17 protein-coding genes are annotated in these 18,400 nt (G+C 73.8%); 7 read left to right on the forward strand and 10 right to left on the reverse strand.

Annotated features, from left to right (window positions below):
- Positions 1-24: 24 nt before the first annotated feature.
- Positions 25-582 (reverse strand): TetR/AcrR family transcriptional regulator, encoded by a 558-nt coding sequence (locus H299_RS0111375; protein WP_027748511.1) that lies wholly within the window; start codon positions 580-582, stop codon positions 25-27.
- 145 nt (positions 583-727) lie between these two features.
- Between H299_RS0111375 and H299_RS33540 the strand changes: the two genes are divergently transcribed.
- Positions 728-2,407, forward strand: a complete 1,680-nt coding sequence (locus H299_RS33540) for an MDR family MFS transporter (protein ID WP_078512636.1) — start codon at positions 728-730, stop codon at positions 2,405-2,407.
- Between the two features lie 61 nt (positions 2,408-2,468).
- Here H299_RS33540 and H299_RS33545 read toward each other — a convergent pair whose 3' ends face one another.
- From H299_RS33545 to H299_RS0111405, 5 genes are all read right to left on the reverse strand, one after another.
- Positions 2,469-3,890 (reverse strand): sensor histidine kinase, encoded by a 1,422-nt coding sequence (locus H299_RS33545; RefSeq protein WP_051262358.1) that lies wholly within the window; start codon positions 3,888-3,890, stop codon positions 2,469-2,471.
- Positions 3,891-3,986: 96 nt separating this feature from the next.
- A complete protein-coding gene (cseB, locus tag H299_RS0111390) occupies positions 3,987-4,709 on the reverse strand; it encodes a two-component system response regulator CseB (protein ID WP_027748512.1) in 723 nt (240 codons plus the stop codon).
- Between the two features lie 11 nt (positions 4,710-4,720).
- Positions 4,721-5,479, reverse strand: a complete 759-nt coding sequence (locus H299_RS33550) for a hypothetical protein (protein WP_158692316.1) — start codon at positions 5,477-5,479, stop codon at positions 4,721-4,723.
- A complete protein-coding gene (locus H299_RS33555) occupies positions 5,467-5,973 on the reverse strand; it encodes a SigE family RNA polymerase sigma factor (protein WP_037758681.1) in 507 nt (168 codons plus the stop codon). Before H299_RS33555 ends, H299_RS33550 begins: the two co-directional genes overlap by 13 nt.
- Before the next feature lie 189 nt (positions 5,974-6,162).
- Positions 6,163-7,089: an A/G-specific adenine glycosylase gene (locus H299_RS0111405; protein ID WP_027748514.1), complete on the reverse strand. Its 927-nt coding sequence runs from the start codon at positions 7,087-7,089 to the stop codon at positions 6,163-6,165.
- Between the two features lie 241 nt (positions 7,090-7,330).
- Here H299_RS0111405 and H299_RS33560 point away from each other — a divergent pair, with 241 nt between their 5' ends.
- From H299_RS33560 to H299_RS0111420, 3 genes are all read left to right on the forward strand, one after another.
- Positions 7,331-9,043 carry a histidine kinase gene (locus H299_RS33560; protein ID WP_051262332.1) on the forward strand — a complete coding sequence of 571 codons (1,713 nt, stop codon included), beginning with the start codon at positions 7,331-7,333 and terminating at the stop codon, positions 9,041-9,043.
- 32 nt (positions 9,044-9,075) lie between these two features.
- Positions 9,076-9,702 (forward strand): response regulator transcription factor, encoded by a 627-nt coding sequence (locus H299_RS0111415; RefSeq protein WP_037758686.1) that lies wholly within the window; start codon positions 9,076-9,078, stop codon positions 9,700-9,702.
- Between the two features lie 199 nt (positions 9,703-9,901).
- Positions 9,902-10,744, forward strand: a complete 843-nt coding sequence (locus tag H299_RS0111420; RefSeq protein WP_027748516.1) for a hypothetical protein — start codon at positions 9,902-9,904, stop codon at positions 10,742-10,744.
- Between the two features lie 75 nt (positions 10,745-10,819).
- Here the strand turns inward: H299_RS0111420 and H299_RS39070 are convergent, their stop codons facing one another.
- Positions 10,820-10,996 (reverse strand): hypothetical protein, encoded by a 177-nt coding sequence (locus H299_RS39070; RefSeq protein ID WP_486587229.1) that lies wholly within the window; start codon positions 10,994-10,996, stop codon positions 10,820-10,822.
- A 303-nt stretch (positions 10,997-11,299) separates the two neighbouring features.
- Here H299_RS39070 and H299_RS33565 point away from each other — a divergent pair, with 303 nt between their 5' ends.
- Both H299_RS33565 and H299_RS0111435 read left to right on the forward strand, forming a co-directional pair.
- The gene (locus tag H299_RS33565) at positions 11,300-11,653 is read left to right on the forward strand and encodes a hypothetical protein (RefSeq protein WP_051262359.1); all 354 of its coding nucleotides are present in this window, start codon (positions 11,300-11,302) and stop codon (positions 11,651-11,653) included.
- Positions 11,654-11,697: 44 nt separating this feature from the next.
- Positions 11,698-12,831 carry an IS630 family transposase gene (locus tag H299_RS0111435; RefSeq protein ID WP_486587230.1) on the forward strand — a complete coding sequence of 378 codons (1,134 nt, stop codon included), beginning with the start codon at positions 11,698-11,700 and terminating at the stop codon, positions 12,829-12,831.
- An 18-nt stretch (positions 12,832-12,849) separates the two neighbouring features.
- On the opposite strand, the gene disA is transcribed toward H299_RS0111435, so the two are convergent.
- Together disA and radA are read right to left on the reverse strand one after the other, a co-directional pair.
- A complete protein-coding gene (gene disA / locus H299_RS0111440; protein ID WP_027748518.1) occupies positions 12,850-13,989 on the reverse strand; it encodes a DNA integrity scanning diadenylate cyclase DisA in 1,140 nt (379 codons plus the stop codon).
- A 155-nt stretch (positions 13,990-14,144) separates the two neighbouring features.
- The gene (radA, locus tag H299_RS0111445; protein ID WP_027748519.1) at positions 14,145-15,560 is read right to left on the reverse strand and encodes a DNA repair protein RadA; all 1,416 of its coding nucleotides are present in this window, start codon (positions 15,558-15,560) and stop codon (positions 14,145-14,147) included.
- Between the two features lie 176 nt (positions 15,561-15,736).
- Between radA and H299_RS33570 the strand changes: the two genes are divergently transcribed.
- Positions 15,737-17,404 (forward strand): BACON domain-containing protein, encoded by a 1,668-nt coding sequence (locus H299_RS33570; RefSeq protein WP_037758501.1) that lies wholly within the window; start codon positions 15,737-15,739, stop codon positions 17,402-17,404.
- Positions 17,405-17,422: 18 nt separating this feature from the next.
- On the opposite strand, the gene H299_RS33575 is transcribed toward H299_RS33570, so the two are convergent.
- Positions 17,423-18,358, reverse strand: coding sequence for a DUF3109 family protein (locus tag H299_RS33575; RefSeq protein WP_486587231.1), 936 nt, complete (start codon positions 18,356-18,358; stop codon positions 17,423-17,425).
- Positions 18,359-18,400: the final 42 nt, after the last annotated feature.

Below are 18,400 nucleotides of genomic sequence, written 5' to 3' on the forward strand. Positions count from 1 at the left end.
CCGGGGCGGCGGGCCGGGCGGCGGTCAGTCGCCGTGGTGGGAGGCGGTGATCAGCTCGTGCGCCACCGTGAGGTGGGCCTGCTTGCGCTCCTTGGGGTCGTCGTCCAGCTTTTGCATGGCGAACATGCCCGCGTGCATGGCGAAGAGCGCGGTGAGGGTGCGGACCCGGTCGGTCAGTTCGGCGTCCGGTTCCACCAGCAGGTCCGAGAGCGCGAACATGTAGTCCTTGAGGCGGTCGCCCAGGCTCAGGTCGCGGATGGTGGCCTGGTTCTCCTGCATGAAGCGGAACAGCGCCTCCGCCTCGTACAGCGCGTTGCTGTACCGCTGGAGCAGCTCCTTCTTCGTCTCCAGGGTGCGCGGCTGCCCCTCGCCCCAGGCGAGCAGCTCGGCGAGCGGCTGGCTGAGGCCCTCGAAGATGCTGAGGAGGATGTCCTCCTTGGTCTTGAAGTGGTAGTACAGCGCGGCCTTGGTGACGTCGAGCCGTTCGGCGATCTCGCGGAGGGACGTCTTCTCGTAGCCGCGCTCAGCGAACAGATCCAGCGCGATGTCCTGAATCCGCTGGCGGGTGTTTCCCCTGCTCATGACTACCCTTTCGGATGCTTACTTGACGCCCGGCTAGTAGCGCTCTAGTTTCACCACTGTACTCAACTAGCCGGGCGTCAAGTAAGTCGTTGCCGTCAGTAGGCGCCAGTCCGAGCCCTGTCTCCTGAACCGGTGGAAGATGACCATGAGTGACACTGCCCAGAACGCCGAGACGTCGTCACCCCCTCCCGCCTCCCAGCAGCGGAACCTCCGTGTCACACTCTCCGCGCTGATGATCGCCGTCATGCTCGCCATGCTCGACAACATGGTGGTGGGCACCGCGATGCCCACCATTGTCGGTGAGTTGGGCGGACTGGACCACCTTGCGTGGGTGGTCACGGCCTACACGCTCACCACGGCCGCGTCCACCCCCCTGTGGGGCAAGCTCGGCGACATGTACGGGAGGAAGGGCACCTTCCTCATCTCCATAGTGATCTTCCTGGTCGGCTCCGCCACCTCCGGCGCCGCCCAGAGCATGGGCCAGCTGATCGGCTTCCGGGCGCTCCAGGGCCTGGGCGCGGGCGGCCTGCTCGTCGGCGCGATGGCGATCATGGCGGACCTGGTCTCCCCCCGCGAGCGCGGCAAGTACATGGGCATGATGGCCGGGGTGATGTCGTTCGCCATGATCGGCGGGCCGCTGGTCGGCGGCACCCTCACCGACCACCTGGGCTGGCGCTGGGCCTTCTACATCAACCTGCCGCTGGGCGCCGTCGCGCTGGTCATGGTGGTGACCCTGCTGCACCTGCCGAAGAAGCGGGCGGAGGGCCGTATCGACTACGTGGGCGCGGCGCTGCTCACCACCGTCATCACCGCCGCCGTACTGGTTGCCAGCTGGGGCGGCACGGAGTACGCCTGGGGCTCGGGCGTGATCATCGGGCTGTCCGTGCTGGCGGTGGCCGCGCTGGCGGGGTTCCTGTTCGTGGAGCGGCGGGTCGCCGAGCCGATCATGCCGCTGGGGATCTTCCGCAACGGCAACTTCTCGATCGTCATCGTCATCGGCTTCCTCCTCGGCTTCGTGATGTTCGGCTCGATGACCTTCCTGCCGCTCTACCAGCAGGCCGTGCAGGGCGCGTCGGCCACCAACTCCGGGCTGCTGCTGCTGCCGATCCTGCTGCCGCTGATGATCGTCTCGGTCTTCGTCGGCCGCGCCACCACCGCCACCGGCCGCTACCGCGTCTACCCGATCGTCGGCGGCGCGCTGATCCCGGTCGGCCTCTTCCTGCTCGCACAGATGGACACCGGCACCAGCCGGCTGACCGCCGGGCTCTACATGGTCGTCCTGGGCACGGGCATGGGCTTCCTGATGCAGCTCACGATGCTCATCGCGCAGAACAGCGTCGGGCTCAAGGACCTGGGCGTCGCGTCCTCCTCGGCCACCCTCTTCCGCACGATCGGCGGGTCGTTCGGTGTCGCGCTGATGGGCACGATCTTCGCGAACCAGGTCAAGGAGACGATGACCGACCGGCTCGGCAGCTCCGGCGCCGAAGCGGCGGCGGGCGGGAACGCACAGCTGGACAACGACTCGCTGAGCAAGCTCCCGGCCCCGGTGCGGGATGCGTACGAGCACGCGGTGGCCAACGGCACGCAGACCGTCTTCCTGCTGGCGGCGGTGCTGACGCTGGCCATCTTCGTCACCGCGTGGTTCATCAAGGAGGTGCCGCTGCGCGGCAGCGGCACCTCGTCCGACAGCGCGGATCCGCCCGGCTCCGCCGACGGGGCCTCGGGCGACGCGCCCGCCCAGGCGGGGGCCGGTGCCTCGCTGACCAAGTCGGCGGCGGCCGACGACGACCCGCTGGCCGGGGACCGGGTGACCGTGGAGGCGTGAGCCCGCGCGCCGGGTGCGCGCGGCGTGCCCGGCGCGGCCCAATGCGCCCGGTGCGCCCGCCTCAGCGGCGCGGGGGCGGGCGCCGCAGGACCGGCACCCCGCCGGGCGGCGTGACCGGTTCGGCGGGCGGCTGCTCCGGGAGCCACAGCACGGCCACCGCGCCGGTGCTCGCCTCCTCGGCGGCGGCTGCCTCCTCGGCGGCTGCTGCCTCTTCGGCGGTGCCCGTCTCCGCGCCTGCGGTCGTCTCCGCGCCGCTGCCCGCCCCTTCGCCGCTGCCCGTCTCCTCGGCGGCGCCCGGTACGGCGGGTTCGCCCGGCGCGGCGTTGCGGAACGTCAGCCGGGCTCCGAGCACCCGGGCCTGACCCGCCGCGATGGTGAGCCCCAGCCCGTGCCCCGGCTGCGAGCGGTCGGTGCTGCCCGTACGGAAGCGGCTGACGCCCTCCGCCAGCAGCTGTTCCGGGAAGCCGGGGCCGTGGTCCCGTATCCGGATGCGGCGGCCGTCGACGGTGACCACGACCGGCGGACGCCCGTGCCGGGCGGCGTTCGCCAGCAGGTTGCCCAGAATCCGCTCCAGCCGCCGGGGGTCGGTGGTGACCACCGCGTCCGCCACGATCCGCACCCGCGCCTCCGGCGCCGCGATCGCTACCCGGCGGCGTACGAATTCCCCGAGCGCCACCTCCTGCAACTCCGCCCGCTCCCGCGCGCCGTCCAGCCGGGCGACCTCCAGCACGTCCTCGACCAGCTGGCGCAGCGCCTGCGCGCGATCGCGTACCAGCTCGGCCGGGCGGCCCTCGGGCAGCAGTTCGGCGGCGGTGAGCAGACCGGTCACGGGGGTGCGCAGCTCGTGCGCGATGTCGGCGGTGACCCGGCGCTCCGCCTCCAGGCGGGCCTGGAGCGTGTCGGCCATGGCGTCGATGGCGTCGGCCAGTTCGTCCGCCTCGTCACGTACGCGCAGCCCGCGCCCGCCGATCGCGTCCCGTACCCGCACCTCGGTGTCGCCGCTCGCCACCTCGGTGGCCGCGTCGGCGGCCTTGCGCAGCCGCCGCGAGAGCTGGCCGCCCACCAGCACACCCAGCGCGCAGCCGCCCAGCACGACGGACAGCGAACCGATCGTCAGCGAACGGTCGAGGTCGGTCAGCACGTCGTAGCGGTCGTAGAAGCGGGTGCGCAGCGACATGATCCGGTCGTCGGGCAGCGGCGTGGCCGCCCACACGACGGGGACGCCGTCGCTCCGCTCGTCCAGATAGGTCGCCCGCTTGTTCCCCTCGACGGCGCGGCGCAGCTCTGCGGGCAGCTCGGGGTCGTCGATGCGCGCGCCGAAGGGGATCTGGCCGGTCGAGTCGTAGATGCGGCGCGCGTACTGGAGCCGCTCGTCCTGGACGTCCCGGCTGCTGTCCTGCATGGTGCCGCGCGCCGCGTTGTGCACGACGAGGCTCAGCGCGAGCGCGACCAGCGCGCCGACGAGCGCGATGGCGGCGCTCAGCTTCCACCGGAGGCCGGTGCGGAAGGTGAGGTGGGGGGTGAGGCGTGTGAGCGGGGTGCGGGGTGGGTGGGGGCGCGGGCGCGTCGACGACACCGCCTACCCCTTCAGTTTGTAGCCGAAGCCGCGCACGGTCTCGATCCGGTCCTGACCGATCTTGCCGCGCAGCCGCTGCACATGGACGTCCACCACCCGCGTGTCACCACCCCAGCCGTAGTCCCACACGCGCTCCAGCAGCCGGTCCCGGGAGAGGACCGTGCCGGGCGCGGCGGAGAACTCCAGCAGCAGCCGCATCTCCGTCGGCGTCAGGGACACCGGACGGCGCGCGACCCGTACCTCCATGCCCTCGGTGTCGACCTCCAGGTCGCCGAAGCGCAGCACCTCGTCCCCCGTGCCCGGCCGCTCGGCCGCCGCCGCGCCGCCCGGCCCGCCGCCGCCCTGCGGGCCGTTCGCGTGCCCGAAGCGCCGCAGCACCGCGCGGATACGGGCCACCAGCACCGCGCCGTCGAACGGCTTGGTCACGTAGTCGTCCGCCCCGGCCTCCAGGCCCAGCACCACGTCGATCGAGTCCGCCCGCGCGGACAGCATGATCACCGGAACGGTGGAGGCGTCCCGGATACGGCGGCACAGGCTCACCCCGTCCAGCCCCGGCACCATGACGTCCAGCAGCGCGATGTCGGGCCGGTCCGCGCGGAAGGCCTCCAGGCCCCGGAGGCCGTCGGCGACCGCCGTCACCGCGAAGCCGTCGCGTTCCAGGGCCAGCTGCGTCGCCTCCCTGATGACGTCGTCGTCCTCGACGAAGAGCACGTGGGTCTCGGCCATGCCTGTCTGCCTCAGTCCTTTCCGGCCCGCGCGGGCTCGGCCGGTTTCGCCTCGCTGTCGGTGCGCTCGCGGGCCACCTCCTCGAACACGCCGTCGCGCCAGGCGTAGGTGATGACATCGCGCCCCGAGGGGCAGCACAGCGGCTCGTCGCCGATGTAGATGTCACGGGTGACCACCAGCATGCCCCCCTCGCCCGGTTCGGCGAAGACCGGCGGCCGCTCGGCGGCGAAGACGTTCACCAGCGCGCCGCTCGTACTGCGGCGGTAGACGTACGTGCCCACGCCCACGCTGTCCGCGCAGGACGAGACGTTCACCACCAGGTCGGTCTGGCTGCCGCCGGTCACCCGCCCGTACACCACGCCCACCGGATACTGCTCGCCGTCGCACGGCGCCAGGTCCTTCTTCACGTGGTCGCTGACCTTCGGGTCCCGCCGCAGCTCCGCGATGACGGTGGTCTCGTCGACCTTGCGCGCCTCGCCGTTCTCCGTGTACGCGGCGTCGTCCGGCGGCCCGGCGCTCCCCTGTCCCGGGGAGACGGACGGCGACGGCATGCCCGGGTCCTCCTCGGGGCCGTCCCCGCCTCCCTCGCCCGGCTCCGCCGAACGCGCCGCGTTCAGGGAGGGCGACTCGGTGGGCGAGCCCTCGACCCGTACGCCGTCCTCGGACGCCGCGCAGGCCGGGAGCAGGGCCACCGCGCCCAGCAGGGCCAGGGCCGCCGCCACATGGCGTGCCGCCCGGGACCCCGTCCCGGCGGCTCTCAGGCGACGCACTCCGCCGTCCTCCGCTTCAGCTCCTCGCGCAGCCGGGCAAGCGAGCGGTGCAGCGTGCTCTTCACGGTGCCCGGCGACATGCCCAGCGCCCGCGCGGTGTCCTCGGTGCTCATCTGCTCCCAGTGCCGCAGGATCACCACACTGCGCTGCTTGGGGGCCAGCGTGCCCAGCACCTCCATGAGGAGTTCGCGGTCGGCCCGCTGCTCCGTGCCGTCCTCGACGCCCGCCACGTCCGGCAGGTGCTCGGTCGGCACCTCCTGGAGCCGCCGCGAACGCCACCACTCCGTACGGGTGTTGATCATCACCCGGCGCAGGTAGGCGTCCGCGAGCGACTTGTCCGCTATGCCGTCCCACCGGCCGTACGTTCGGACCAGCGCGGTCTGGAGCAGGTCCTGCGCCTCCATCGGGTCGGTCACCAGGCGGCGGGCACTGCGCAGCAGGGCGTCCTGCCGAGTCCGTACGTACTCCTCGAAGTCCAGCACCTCTGCCGCCATGTCCGCCTCCCGAGCCTGTCACGTGGGTCGCCCCCCGGTCTGGGGAAGAACCTAGGCAGCGGGTGTTGCGGGACCGTACGCAGCGGGACTTCGGGGAGCCGTCGGCTGCCCATCGGTTGTGTAACGGCGCTGTGGCGGGCCGTGCGCGGAGCGCGTTCGCCGTCCGACGGACGCCCCCGCGCGCGCCGGTCAGGTCTGCGGCAGCCGGTACGTGCCGCCCTCCAGCGGCTCCACCAGCCCGTCCGACACCAGCCCGTCCAGAGCCCGCGCCCGCTGCACCGGCTCATGCCACACCCGGTCCAGCGCCGACTGCGGCACCGGCGACTCGGCGTCGCGCAGCACGGCCAGCAGCCTGCCGCGCACCTGGCGGTCCGTACCGGCGTAGGTCTGCGTACGGCGCGGCGGACCCTCGTACTCGGGCGCGCCCGCGAGCTGCCAGGCGCACCGGTCGGCGATCGGGCAGCGCCCGCACTCCGGCCCGCGCGCCGTGCACACCAGCGCACCCAGCTCCATCGTCGCCGCCGCCCAGCGCGCGGCCAGCGCCGCCTCCTGGGGCACCAGCGCGCGGGCGAGCTTGCGTTCGGCGGCGGTGGTGGCGTTCGGCGGGTACTGCGTCCCGCTCACCGCCCGCGCGAACACCCGGCGCACGTTGGTGTCGAGCACGGCGTGCCGCTGCCCGTACGCGAAGGAGGCCACCGCGGCGGCCGTGTACTCCCCGACCCCCGGCAGCGCCAGCAGTTGGGCGTGCTCCCCGGGTACGTCGCCGCCGTGCCGTTCCGTTATGGCGGCGGCGGCCCCGTGCAGGCGCAGTGCCCGGCGCGGATAGCCCAGGCGGCCCCAGGCGCGGACGGCCTCGCCGGACGGTTCGGCGGCCAGGTCGGCGGGGCGGGGCCAGCGGGCGAGCCACTGCTCGTAGACCGGCAGCACCCGGGCCACGGGAGTCTGCTGGAGCATGAACTCGCTCACCATCACGCCCCAGGCACCCGCCTCGGGGCGGCGCCAGGGGAGGTCGCGGGCGTGCGCGTCGAACCAGTCGACGACGCTGGTGTGCAGGTCGGTGTGGTCGCGGTCGTGGTCCGGGACGGCGTTCGCGGCGTCTTCAGTGGTCGCAGTCATGGCAGTGCCGATCCTGGCACGGAGCGCGGCACGGCCGAAACGACCACGCGGGCGGAGTGCCCGGAAGCCTGACGGACTGCCACCGGTGGGCGATGCCGGAAACGCTCCGGCGCCGACGTCGTGCCTGCTTCGTACCGCCCCGGGAGGGCGCCGGACCTGACCTTCGTCAGGAGCGGCGGGCGGTGGACGGCCGGTAGCGTCGGGGGGAGGGCGGACGGGGGCGGACGGGGTGGTGAAACGGATGATGCGCGGCGCGGGCAGGCGCGGTGATGCGGTGCGGGACGTGCTGGTGTGGCTGCCGCTCGCCGGGTGCGCCTTCGCCGGGAACATCTTCGGCGTGGAGGGGCCGCCGTGGTGGCTGACCGCGAGCCAGGCGGCCTGGCTCGCCGTGGCGGTCGCCGTGCTGCGGCGGCGTCCGCTGGCGGGCTGGCTGCTGGTCGCCGTCCCGGTGCTGGTCTTCCTGCCGGCCGTGTTCGACCTGGTGCCCGCGCTGGCCGTGGCCAGCTGCCTGCTGGGGCGGCGCAGCGAGCGGACCCGGTCGGCGCTGCTCGCGTTCGGCGCGGTCGCCCTGGTCGGCACGGTCGGCGTGTTGGTGCAGGCGGGTGAGGAGGCGCGGTACGCCGACCCGGTCTTCGGCTGGCTGGTGAAGGCGGGCGTGCTGCTCTTCTGCGCGGTGTTCCCCTGGCTCGCGGGCCGCTACCGTCGCCAGGACCGGGCGCTGGTACGGGCGGGCTGGGAGCGGGCCGAACGCATGGAACGCGAGCAGCGGATCGTGGCCGAGCAGGCCGGGCTGCGGGAGCGGACCCGTATCGCGGAGGACATGCACGACGCGCTCGGCCACGACCTGAGCCTGATCGCGCTGCGGGCCGGTGCGCTCCAGGTCGCGCCGGACCTGCCGGACGCGCACCGGGCCGCCGCCGCGGAGCTGCGGGCGGAGGCCGCCGCGGCCACCGACCGGCTGCACGGAATCCTGAGCGTGCTGCGCGAACCCACCCGGCCCGAGCCGCTCGCGCCGGTGGGGGAGTCGCTGCGGTCGCTGGTGGAGCGGGCCGCCGCCTCGGGGCTGCGGGTACGGCTGGTCACCTCCGGCGGCACAGCGGAGCAGGGCCTGCCCGGGGCGCTGCCGCCGGGCGCGGACCGGGCCGCCTACCGAGTGGTGCAGGAGGCGCTGACCAACGCCGCCCGGCACGCGCCGGGCGCGGCGGTGACGGTGGCGGTCGCGCTGGAGCGTACGGAGCGTACGGAGCGTACGGAGCGCGGGGCGGCGGCCCGGGTCACGGTGGCCAACGGGCCGCCGGAGGCGCGGGACCGGGCGCCCGCGTCCGCGTCCTCCCGCACCGGGACCGGGCTGGTCGCGCTGCGCGAGCGGGTGCGCATGGCGGGCGGCGGGCTGAGCGCGGGCGCCGGGGACGACGGCGGCTTCGTGGTGACGGCCTGGTTCCCCGCGGACGGCGCGGCGGCGCCGGACGGGGGCGGCGTCCAGGCCGAAGACCTGGGCGGCACGGAGGCCCCGGGCGGCGCCGCGGATTCCGGTGCCGGGGCCCTCGCCGCCGCCGGGCCCAGCCGCGCCGCGCGCCAGTTCGCCACCGAGCAGCACGCCGCCCGGCGCCGGTTCGCCGTCGCCTCCGCGTTCGCCGGTACGGCCGCCGCCCTCGTGACGGCCGCCGTGCTGGGCTGGTACGCCTACACCACCGCCGAGTCCGTACTGCCTCTGGCGGACTACGACCGGCTGCGCGTCGGCGACACCGAGGAGCGCACGCGGTCCGTGCTGCCCGCCCGCGAGGACGTCGGGCCGCCCACCGACCGCGCACCGGCCCTGCCGCGCGGCGCGGAGTGCGCGTACTACCGTGCCAGCGGCGACCTCTTCACCAGCGTGGACACCTACCGGCTGTGCTTCCGTGCCGGGCGGCTGGTCGACAAGAGCGTGATCGAGAGGGTGGGGGCGGAGCGTTGAGCATCCGGGTACTGGTGGCGGACGACGAGGCGATGGTGCGCGCGGGCGTACGGGCCATCCTGGAGGCCGCTGCCGATTTCGAGGTCGTCGCGGAGGCGGCGGACGGACGGCAGGCCGTCGAGCTGTCCCGCGCGCACCGCCCCGACGTCGCGCTGCTGGACATCCGGATGCCCCGCCTGGACGGCCTCGCGGCAGGCGAGGAGATCCTGCGCACCGGTCCGCCGGGCACCGCCGTCGCCTTCCTCACCACCTTCGCCGAGGACGCCTACATCGCCCGCGCCCTCAGCGGCGGCGCCACCGGCTTCCTGCTCAAGTCCGGCGACCCGCACGAACTCCACGCGGGCATCCGGGCGGTGGCCGAGGGCGGTGCCTTCTTCTCGCCGAAGGTGGCGCACCACGTGCTGACCGAGCTGGGCGGCGGCGCCGGCGGGCGTCTCGCGCGGGCCGCGCGCGCCCGAGCCCGTACCGACGTGCTCACCGAGCGGGAGCGGGAGGTGCTCGCCCTGGTGGGGCGCGGACTGTCCAACGGGGAGGTCGCCCGGCGGCTGCACTTGGTGGAGGGGACGGTCAAGGGCCATGTGAGCGCGGTCCTGGAGCGGCTCGAGGTGAGCAACCGGGTGCAGGCCGCGATCGTCGCGTACGAGGCGGGGCTCGTCTGAGCCCGCCCTGACCTGACCCGCCCTGCCCGGCCCGACCGGCCCGATCCGACCCATGCGTCGAACGCGGGCTCGGGCGCGGTGCGCGAAGTCGAGCCGGGCGCCGCCGGAAACCGCACAAGAACCGCTCATCGTAAAAGTCATGGGACTGAAGCGGTGGGTACCGCTCTGCGGGACGGGTGAAGTCTCGTAAGGTTTCCGCGTGGGATCTCTGCGCAATCCGATCGGACCTCTCCCCTCCACCATCTACTGGCGGCGGCGGGTCATCGCGCTGTCCGTCCTCGGGCTGCTCGTGCTGCTCGCCGTCTGGGCGCTGAGCCTCGGCGGCGACGACGGCGACCAGCGCGCCGACGCGGGCCGCAAGGACGACAACAACGGCCAGGGTCCGACGGACGCCATCACGCCCGGCCCCTCCGACTCCTCGCCCCGGGTGAGTGAACGGCCCGGCGGCCGGGACGAGGTGGACGGCGGCGCGGGCTCGGACGGCGGAGAAAACTCCGGCGGCGGCTCCGGCGGCGACAGCGGGAGCGGCGGTTCGGGCGGTGACGGCGGGGGCGACGGAGGCGGCAACGGCAACGGCGGCGGCGCGCTGGGCGGTTCCGGCGGCAACGTCACCGGCGGCGAGGGCATGCCCGCCGGGACGAGCCTGCCACTGTGCGGCCCGGGCGTCTCCGTGACGCTGAGCAGCGTCGAGAACGAGTTCACGCCCGGCGAGAAGCCCGAGCTGAAGCTGACGGTGAAGAACGGCGGCGACGGTGACTGCCGCGTGGATCTGGGCCGGCTGGCGACCGTACTGACGATCACCGACGGCGACGGCGAACGGGTCTGGTCCTCGGCCGACTGCCCGCCCAGCCGCAAGTCCGCCTACGTGCAGGTGCCGGCCGACGGCGAGACGGCACAGACACTCGAATGGGACCGCAAGCAGAGCAAGCCCGAGTGCGCGAAGGCGCCGTCCGGCTCGGTGGACGCGGACACCTACCTCGCCGAGGTGCGGGTGAAGGGCCTGCCCGCCGCCGAGGCGTCGTTCGTCCTCACCAAGGACTGACCCGCACGGGCCGACCCGCCACGGCCGGGCGCCACGGCCGGTCCGTGCGTGTCTACGGGGCGCCGAACGCGTACGTCACCGAGAACACCGTGACCAGCTGCCCGGCGCGGCGGCCTCGGTGACCCCCAGGTCCTCGGAGAGTTCCGGGAGCACGCCCGCGACGACGAAGTCGTCGGTGCCGATGACGAAGGTGAGCAGGAGCAGGCACAGCAGCCACGGGGGAAGTCCCCGGCGGGAGTTCGCAGAAGTCATGCCGGACGCTGAAACCTTGGCCCCAGGTGCAAGGTCAACCCCCGCGCCACGGTTCCCCCCCCGCTAGAGCGTGGGGTGCCGACGGCGGGTCTGCCCGGCGGGTCGGGCTCGGCGCGGTGTGCCTGCCCGGCGTTCGAGTACGAGGCCGGAGCGCGCCGCCCGGAGGATCGGCTCAGCGCGGCACGCTAGTGCTGTGACCGCATAGGTTCACCGGGTTGAGGTCTGTGCACTTGGAGGTGCCGCGACGTCCGGTCCAGCGGGGTGAACGGCACCTCACCGCAAAGCCCCTGGCAGACTCTCGGCGTGATTCAGAAGAAGCTCGACGCGCTCGCGCAGATGATGGACGAGTACAGGGCCATGCCGTTCCCGAGCGGGTTCCGTGGCCTGGATATTGAGGACCAGGACATGGTCATGCTCGACGCGGACACCGCCGGCTACACCTACCGAGTCCTCAAGGGCCCCCTTCCCGCACCGTCCCGAGGAGGCTTGATCAGGTTGGTGGGGGTGTTCGAGAAGGTTCTTCCGGCGATCAGCGACGAGTACGCAAGCAGGTACTACACGCAGGCGCGCGACGTGGCCGCGCTGGCCGCCGAGATCGAGGACATGCGTGACAAGCAGTCCTCCGGCGGAGAAAGTTCTCCGGGCCGGCGGTCGTAGCAGTTGGATGTGCGGTGACGTCCGACCCGACCGCTGGAGGTGCGGTGGCCGAGCCTGTCCGTGTGCGCAGACTGACCGATCAAGAGGGACAGAGGCTGCAGCAGATCGTACGCCGGGGCAGCACCAGTTCGGTGCGCTACCGACGCGCGATGATGCTGCTGGCCTCGGCCGGCGGGAACCGCGTCCCGGTGATCGCACAGCTGGTCCAGGCCGACGAGGACACCGTCCGGGACGTGATCCACCGGTTCAACGAGATCGGGCTGGCCTGCCTGGACCCTCGATGGGCGGGAGGCCGTCCCCGCCTGCTCAGCACTGACGACGAGGACTTCGTCGTTCAGACGGCCACCACCCGCCCGACCAAGCTCGGCCAGCCTTTCACCCGCTGGTCACTGCGCAAACTCGCCACCTACCTGCGCAAAGTCCACGGCCGGACCATCCGCATAGGACGCGAGGCATTACGCCGCCTCCTCGCCCGCCGCGGCGTCACCTTCCAGCGCACCAAGACATGGAAGGAGTCACCCGACCCGGACCGAGAGGCGAAACTGGACCGGATCGAGGAGGTCCTGGACCGCTTCCCGGACCGGGTCTTCGCGTTCGACGAGTTCGGCCCCCTCGGGATCCGGCCCACCGCAGGCTCGGGCTGGGCCAACCAGGGGCGCCCCGACCGGGTGCCCGCCACCTACCACCGCACCCACGGGGTGCGCTACTTCCACGGTTGTTACTCAGTCGGGAGCGACACCTTGTGGGGTATCAACCGCCGCAAGAAAGGTGCCGTGAACACGCTGGCCGCGCTGAAGTCGATCCGCGCTGCGCGGCCCGACGGAGCACCGATCTACGTGATCATGGACAACCTGTCCGCTCACAAGGGCAGCGACATCCGCCGCTGGGCGGGAAAGAGCAAGGTCGAGTTGTGCTTCACCCCGACCTACGCCTCTTGGGCGAACCCGATCGAAGCCCACTTCGGACCGCTGAGGCAGTTCACCATCGCCAATTCGAACTACTCGAACCACACGGTTCAGACGCGGGCCCTGCACGCCTACCTGCGGTGGCGCAACGCCAACGCCCGCCACCGCGATGTCCTGGCCGCCGAGCGCAAGGAACGCGCCCGCATCCGCAGCGAGAAAGGCATCCGCTGGGGCGGACGACCTCTCAAAACCGCAGCCCGACGAACCCGGTGAACCTATGCGGTCACAGCACTAGACGTACCGCTCCAGGATCGAGGACTCCGCCAGCCGCGAGAGCCCCTCGCGCACCGAGCGGGCGCGGGCCTCGCCCACGCCGTCCACCGTCTGGAGGTCGTCCACGCTCGCGGCGAGCAGCTTCTGGAGCCCGCCGAAGTGGTCGACCAGCCGGTCGATCACCGCGCCGGGCAGCCGCGGCACCTTCGCCAGCAGGCGGAAACCACGCGGCGAGACGGCCGAGTCGAGGATCTCGGGAGAGCCCGAGTACCCCAGCGCCCGCGCCACCGTGGAGAGTTCGAGCAGCTCGGTGTGGCTGAGCCGGTCCAGGTCGTGCAGCGCCTCGGCGACCGTACGGGAGCGGCGCCCGCTGCCCGTGGGCTGCGGCACGTAGTCGCGGGCGACCAGTTCGCGTTCCGGCTCGACGCCCGCGATCAGCTCGTCGAGCTGGAGCGAGAGCAGACGGCCGTCGGTGCCCAGCTCGACGACGTACTCCGCGATCTCCGTCGCGATGCGCCGCACCATCTCCAGCCGCTGGGCGACCGCCGTCACGTCGCGGACCGTCACCAGGTCCTCGATCTCCAGCGCGGACAGCGTGCCCGCGACTTCGTCCAGCCGCAGCTTGTACCGCTCCAGCGTCGCCAGCGCCTGGTTCGCCCGGGACAGGATGGCCGCCGAGTCCTCCAGGACCCGCCGCTGCCCGTCCACGTACAGCGCGATCAGCCGCATCGACTGGCTGACCGACACCACGGGGAAGCCGGTCTGGATGGAGACCCGCTGCGCCGTACGGTGCCGGGTGCCGGTCTCCTCCGTCGGGATCGACGCGTCGGGGACGAGCTGCACACCCGCCCGTACGATCTTGGTCAGCTCGCGGTCCACGATCAGCGCGCCGTCGAGCTTGCACAGCTCGCGCAGCCGGGTCGCGGCGAACTCGACGTTCAGCACGAAGCCGCCGGTGCACAGGGTCTCGACGGTCTTGTCGAAGCCGAGGACGATCAGTCCGCCGGTGTTCCCCCGGAGGATGCGCTCCAGGCCGTCGCGCAGCGCCGTACCGGGCGCGACCGCGCTCAGCGAGGCGCGCATCAGGCCGTCGGCACGGGAGCCTCCCTGGCTCCCCCCGGCCCTGCCGGGAGCTGCTGCCCGGTCATTGGCTGCCACTGCACTCCTTCGGTCGTGCTGGTGCCCGCCGACGTCGTCCGGCTACGGGCGCGGGGCTGGTCTGCCGGACGGAGCCGCCGTGGCGAGGCCGCGACTTTGCCATCGACACCCCGTCGTCGTCCTTCGTCGACAGGCTGGGTACGTCGGGGCGAAGTCTACCGGCGGGCAACCTCCTCGTGTGGCGCGCTCCGCGAGGGGCGCGACGGGAGCACCCGCAGGGCCTCCCCGATGTCCGCGACCACCTGCACCCGCATGCCCTCCGGTATCTTCCCCGGGTCGGCCGGCACCAGCGCGTGCGTGAAGCCCAGCCGCGCGGCCTCGGCCAGCCGCCGCTGCACGCCCGTGACCCGGCGCACCTCGCCCGCCAGCCCGACCTCGCCGACCGCCACCAGGTTCTGCGGCAGCGGTGTGTCGCTCGCCGCGCTCGCCAGCGCCAGCGCCACCGCGAGGTCCGCGGCGGGCTCGGTCAGCTTCACCCCGCCCACCGTCGCGCTGTAGATGTCGCGCTTGCCCAGCGCGCTGATCCGGCCGCGCTGCTCCAGCACCGCGAGCATCATCGACACCCGCGAGGTCTCCAGCCCGGAGGTCGTACGGCGCGGGGAGGGGATCTGGCTGTCCACCGTCAGCGCCTGCACCTCGGCCACCAGCGGACGCCGGCCCTCCAGCGTCACGGTCAGGCAGGTGCCGGGCACGGGCGCGTCGCGCCGGGTGAGGAAGAGGCCGGACGGATCGGCCAGACCGGTGATCCCCTCGTCGTGCAGCTCGAAGCAGCCGACCTCGTCCGTCGCCCCGTAGCGGTTCTTCACGCCGCGCACCAGCCGCAGCCGGTTGTGCCGGTCTCCCTCGAACTGGAGCACGACGTCGACCAGGTGCTCCAGCAGCCGGGGCCCGGCGATCGCGCCGTCCTTGGTGACGTGGCCGACCAGCAGGGTGGACATGCCGCGGTCCTTGGACGCACGGATCAGCGCGCCCGCCACCTCCCGCACCTGGGCGACGCCGCCGGGCGCCCCGTCGATCTCGGGCGAGGCGACCGTCTGCACGGAGTCCAGCACGAGCAACGAGGGCTGCACCGCCTCCAGATGGCCCAGCACGGCCGCCAGGTCGGTCTCGGCGGCCAGGTACAGGTCGTCGTCGATGGCGCCGATGCGGTCGGCGCGCATCCGGACCTGGGCGGCGGACTCCTCACCGGTCACATACAGCGTGCGGTCCTCGGGGCCCGCCGCCTTCGCCGCCACGTCCAGCAGCAGCGTCGACTTGCCCACCCCCGGCTCGCCCGCCAGCAGCACCACCGCGCCGGGCACCAGGCCGCCGCCCAGCACCCGGTCCAGCTCGGGCACGCCGGTGCCGCGCGCGGTGGCGTGCTTGCCGTCCACCTGGCCGATGGGCAGCGCGGCCGTGGAGACCCGGCCGGGCGCGGTCGTACGGACGGCGGGGGAGCCGCCGGTCTCCTCCACCGTGCCCCACGCATGGCACTCGGGGCACCGGCCCAGCCACTTCGCCGTCGTGTAGCCGCAGTCGGTGCAGCGGTAGGAGGGCCGGTCCTTCGCGGACGACTTACGGGTGGCTGCCATGCGGCCACCGTATCCGCGCCCGCCGACACCGGCCGCCGCCCGGCCCCGGCGCCGTACACCAGGTCCGGCAGTCTGAAGCCGCATCATGTCCCCTTTTGAGGGAGATGTTCATCCGTACGGATTAAACTGGCGCAAGCTGGTCCGATGAACGACGTCCGCCGTCCTACGGTCGCCGGATGAAGAGCACCAGGCGCGAGCGATCCCCGCACACCACCGGTGCCCACCGGGCGCACTCGGTGCGGCGCCCCGTCGAACTGCGGTCCGCCCCGCGTTCCGAACAGCGCTCCGACCACCAGGCGCCCTACCTCGACGGGCTGTTCACCTACTGCCTGTCGGTGCTGTGCGAGCACGACGAGGCTACCGCCGCCCTCGGTGAGGCGCTCGCCCTCGCCGAGCGCCAGCAGGGCCGCGGCCGTGCGCCGTCCGGACCGCACCAGTACCGCCCCTGGCTCTACGCGCTGACCCGCTGGGCCTGTCTGCGCCGCCTCGCCCAGCGCGCGGCACCGGGCCGTACGGGCGCCGCCGCCGACCCGCCGCCGGGCGCCGCCACCGCACAGCGCCGCCGTGAACTGGCCGCGCTGGCCTGGCCGGAGGCCGCCGGCACCACGCCCGAGCAGCGCGAGGCGCTGGAGCTGGCCGTCCGGCACGGCCTCCCGGTCGTCGAGGTGGCCGCGATCCTCTCGCTCACCAGCGAAGCCGCGGGCGAGCTGCTCACCAGCGCGGCCTGCGAGGTCGAACGCACCCGCGCCGCGCTCGCCGTGGTCGACTCCGGCGGCTGCCACGCCGTCGCCCGGCTGGCGGGGGACCAGCGGCTGCTGCTGGGCACCCCGCTCCGCCGCGAGCTGCTGCGCCACGTGGACGACTGCGCGGAGTGCCGCCGGGGCGCCGAGCGGGCCATGGCCGGAATCTCCTGGCCCGGCACCGCACCGGGCGGAGCCGCGCCCCTGGCCGTGCTCCAGGCCCCGCGGCCCGCCGTGCACGCCGCGCGGCGGACGGCGCAGCGCGCCCGCTACCTCCACAGCCCCCGTTTCGACAGGAACGGTTTTCCGGTCGAGCTGAAGGACCGCGCCGCCCGCCGCGACCGGCTCCGCAGCCGCGCGGTGACGACCACGGTGGTGGCGGCCGTCGTCGCCGCGCCCGTCCTCGCCCTCTGGGCCGCCTACCGCGGTGCGCCCCTCACCGGCGAGGGCCACGAGGCATCCACCGTCTCCGCCGCCGACCGGGAGGAGGACGCCTACGGCGAGTACCCGTACGAGAACGCCGGCCGTACCGCGCGCGACTCCGGCCGCAGCCAGGGCCCCCGGACGAACGGCATGTCGGTGGCCGTCGAGAACCCGGACGGCCCCACCGCCCCCGGCCGCCCCGGCAGCGGCGGGCTCGACGTGCAGGCCCGGCACGTCGGCAGCGGCACGGTGATCACCCTCACCGCGACGGGCGCCGACCCCGTCCGCTGGTCCGCCTCCACGGGCGCGGCCTGGGTCTCGCTCAGCCGTACGTCGGGCACGCTGGAGCCCGGCGCATCGGTCACCTTCATGGCGTACGCCGACAAGGCGGCGCAGCCCGCGGGCTGGTGGGCCGCGCGCATCCACATCGCGCCGTCGGGCGCGGTGGTCACGCTGGAGGGGCGCGGCGCGGACACCCCGGCCCCGCAGGAGCCGTCCCAGCCGCAGGAGCCGGTGCCGCCGGATCCGTCCGCCTCCTCCGGGCCCGGGCCGGGGCCTTCGCCGGACCCGTCGCCCGCGCCCTCGGAGCCGGCGCCGGGGCCGTCCGAGCCGACCCCGGGCAACCCGGGCGGCCCCGGCGACCCGGACCCGAGCACACCCCCGGACACGCCCCCGTCCTGAGCGGCGCGCCCGCTCGCGCTACCTGCCTGCCGGTTCCCCCGGTTCCCCCGTCTGCACCGCGTGCGCCGTGTCCGCCGGATGCGGAGCCAGCAGCGGCAGCTGCGCGGCCAGCCGCTCCGCGCACAGCTCCGCCAGCCGCGCATAGCCCGCCGGGCCCATCAGCTCCGTCAACTCCGGCCCGTACGACTCGTACACCGGCTTGCCCGCGCCGTGCGCCGAGGGCGCCGAGGTGCACCACCAGTGCAGGTCGTGCCCGCCCGGCCCCCAGCCCCGGCGGTCGTACTCGCCGATGGAGACGTACAGCACCTGCTCGCCGTCCGGCCGCTCCACCCACTCGTAGGTGCGCCGGACGGGCAGCTGCCAGCAGACGTCCGGCTTGGTCTCCAGCGGCTCGCGGTCCTCCCGCAGCGCCAGCGTGTGCAGCGCGCAGCCCTGGCCGCCGGAGAAGCCCGGGCGGTTGTGGAAGATGCACGCGCCCTCCCAGCGGCGGGTCTGCCGCTCACCGTCCTCGTCGGTCTGCGTCCAGCCGGAGGTGGTGCCCTCCTCGTGGAACTGCCACGTCTGCGGGGTGAGCCGCGCCACATGCCCGGCGACCCGGCGCTCGTCCTCCTCGTCGGTGAAGTGTGCGCCCAGGGTGCAGCAGCCGTCCGCCGCCCGGCCCTGCTGGATGCCCTGGCAGCCCTGGCCGAAGACGCAGTTCCAACGGGAGGTCAGCCAGGTCAGGTCGCAGCGGAAGACCTGCTCGGCGTCGGCCGGGTCCGGGAACTCCACCCAGGCGCGGGTGAAATCCAGCGAGACCTCCTCCGCCCGTGCCTCGGCCCGCGGCTCGGGCAGCCCGCCCGCCTGGCCGCGCCCGCCCTGCTCGTCCCGCTTCTTACGCTTCGCCGCTTTCGTCTTACCCACGCACCCAGCGTACGACCTCAACCGCCCCGGGCAGCGGCGACCGCCGGTCATCGCGGGACGGTCCCCCAAAGGGTGATTCCCACTCGCGCGGGC

The organism is Streptomyces sp. CNH287 (assembly GCF_000424825.1).

Bases quoted from the DNA above. Each gene is read 5' to 3' on its own strand.
- H299_RS0111375 (WP_027748511.1), bottom strand. From the start codon at position 582: ATGAGCAGGGGAAACACCCGCCAGCGGATTCAGGACATCGCGCTGGAT.
- H299_RS33540 (WP_078512636.1), top strand. From the start codon at position 728: ATGAGTGACACTGCCCAGAACGCCGAGACGTCGTCACCCCCTCCCGCC.
- cseB (WP_027748512.1), bottom strand. From the start codon at position 4,709: ATGGCCGAGACCCACGTGCTCTTCGTCGAGGACGACGACGTCATCAGG.
- H299_RS33555 (WP_037758681.1), bottom strand. From the start codon at position 5,973: ATGGCGGCAGAGGTGCTGGACTTCGAGGAGTACGTACGGACTCGGCAG.
- H299_RS0111405 (WP_027748514.1), bottom strand. From the start codon at position 7,089: ATGACTGCGACCACTGAAGACGCCGCGAACGCCGTCCCGGACCACGAC.
- H299_RS33560 (WP_051262332.1), top strand. From the start codon at position 7,331: ATGATGCGCGGCGCGGGCAGGCGCGGTGATGCGGTGCGGGACGTGCTG.
- H299_RS0111415 (WP_037758686.1), top strand. From the start codon at position 9,076: ATGGTGCGCGCGGGCGTACGGGCCATCCTGGAGGCCGCTGCCGATTTC.
- H299_RS39070 (WP_486587229.1), bottom strand. From the start codon at position 10,996: ATGACTTCTGCGAACTCCCGCCGGGGACTTCCCCCGTGGCTGCTGTGC.
- radA (WP_027748519.1), bottom strand. From the start codon at position 15,560: ATGGCAGCCACCCGTAAGTCGTCCGCGAAGGACCGGCCCTCCTACCGC.
- H299_RS33570 (WP_037758501.1), top strand. From the start codon at position 15,737: ATGAAGAGCACCAGGCGCGAGCGATCCCCGCACACCACCGGTGCCCAC.
- H299_RS33575 (WP_486587231.1), bottom strand. From the start codon at position 18,358: ATGACCGGCGGTCGCCGCTGCCCGGGGCGGTTGAGGTCGTACGCTGGG.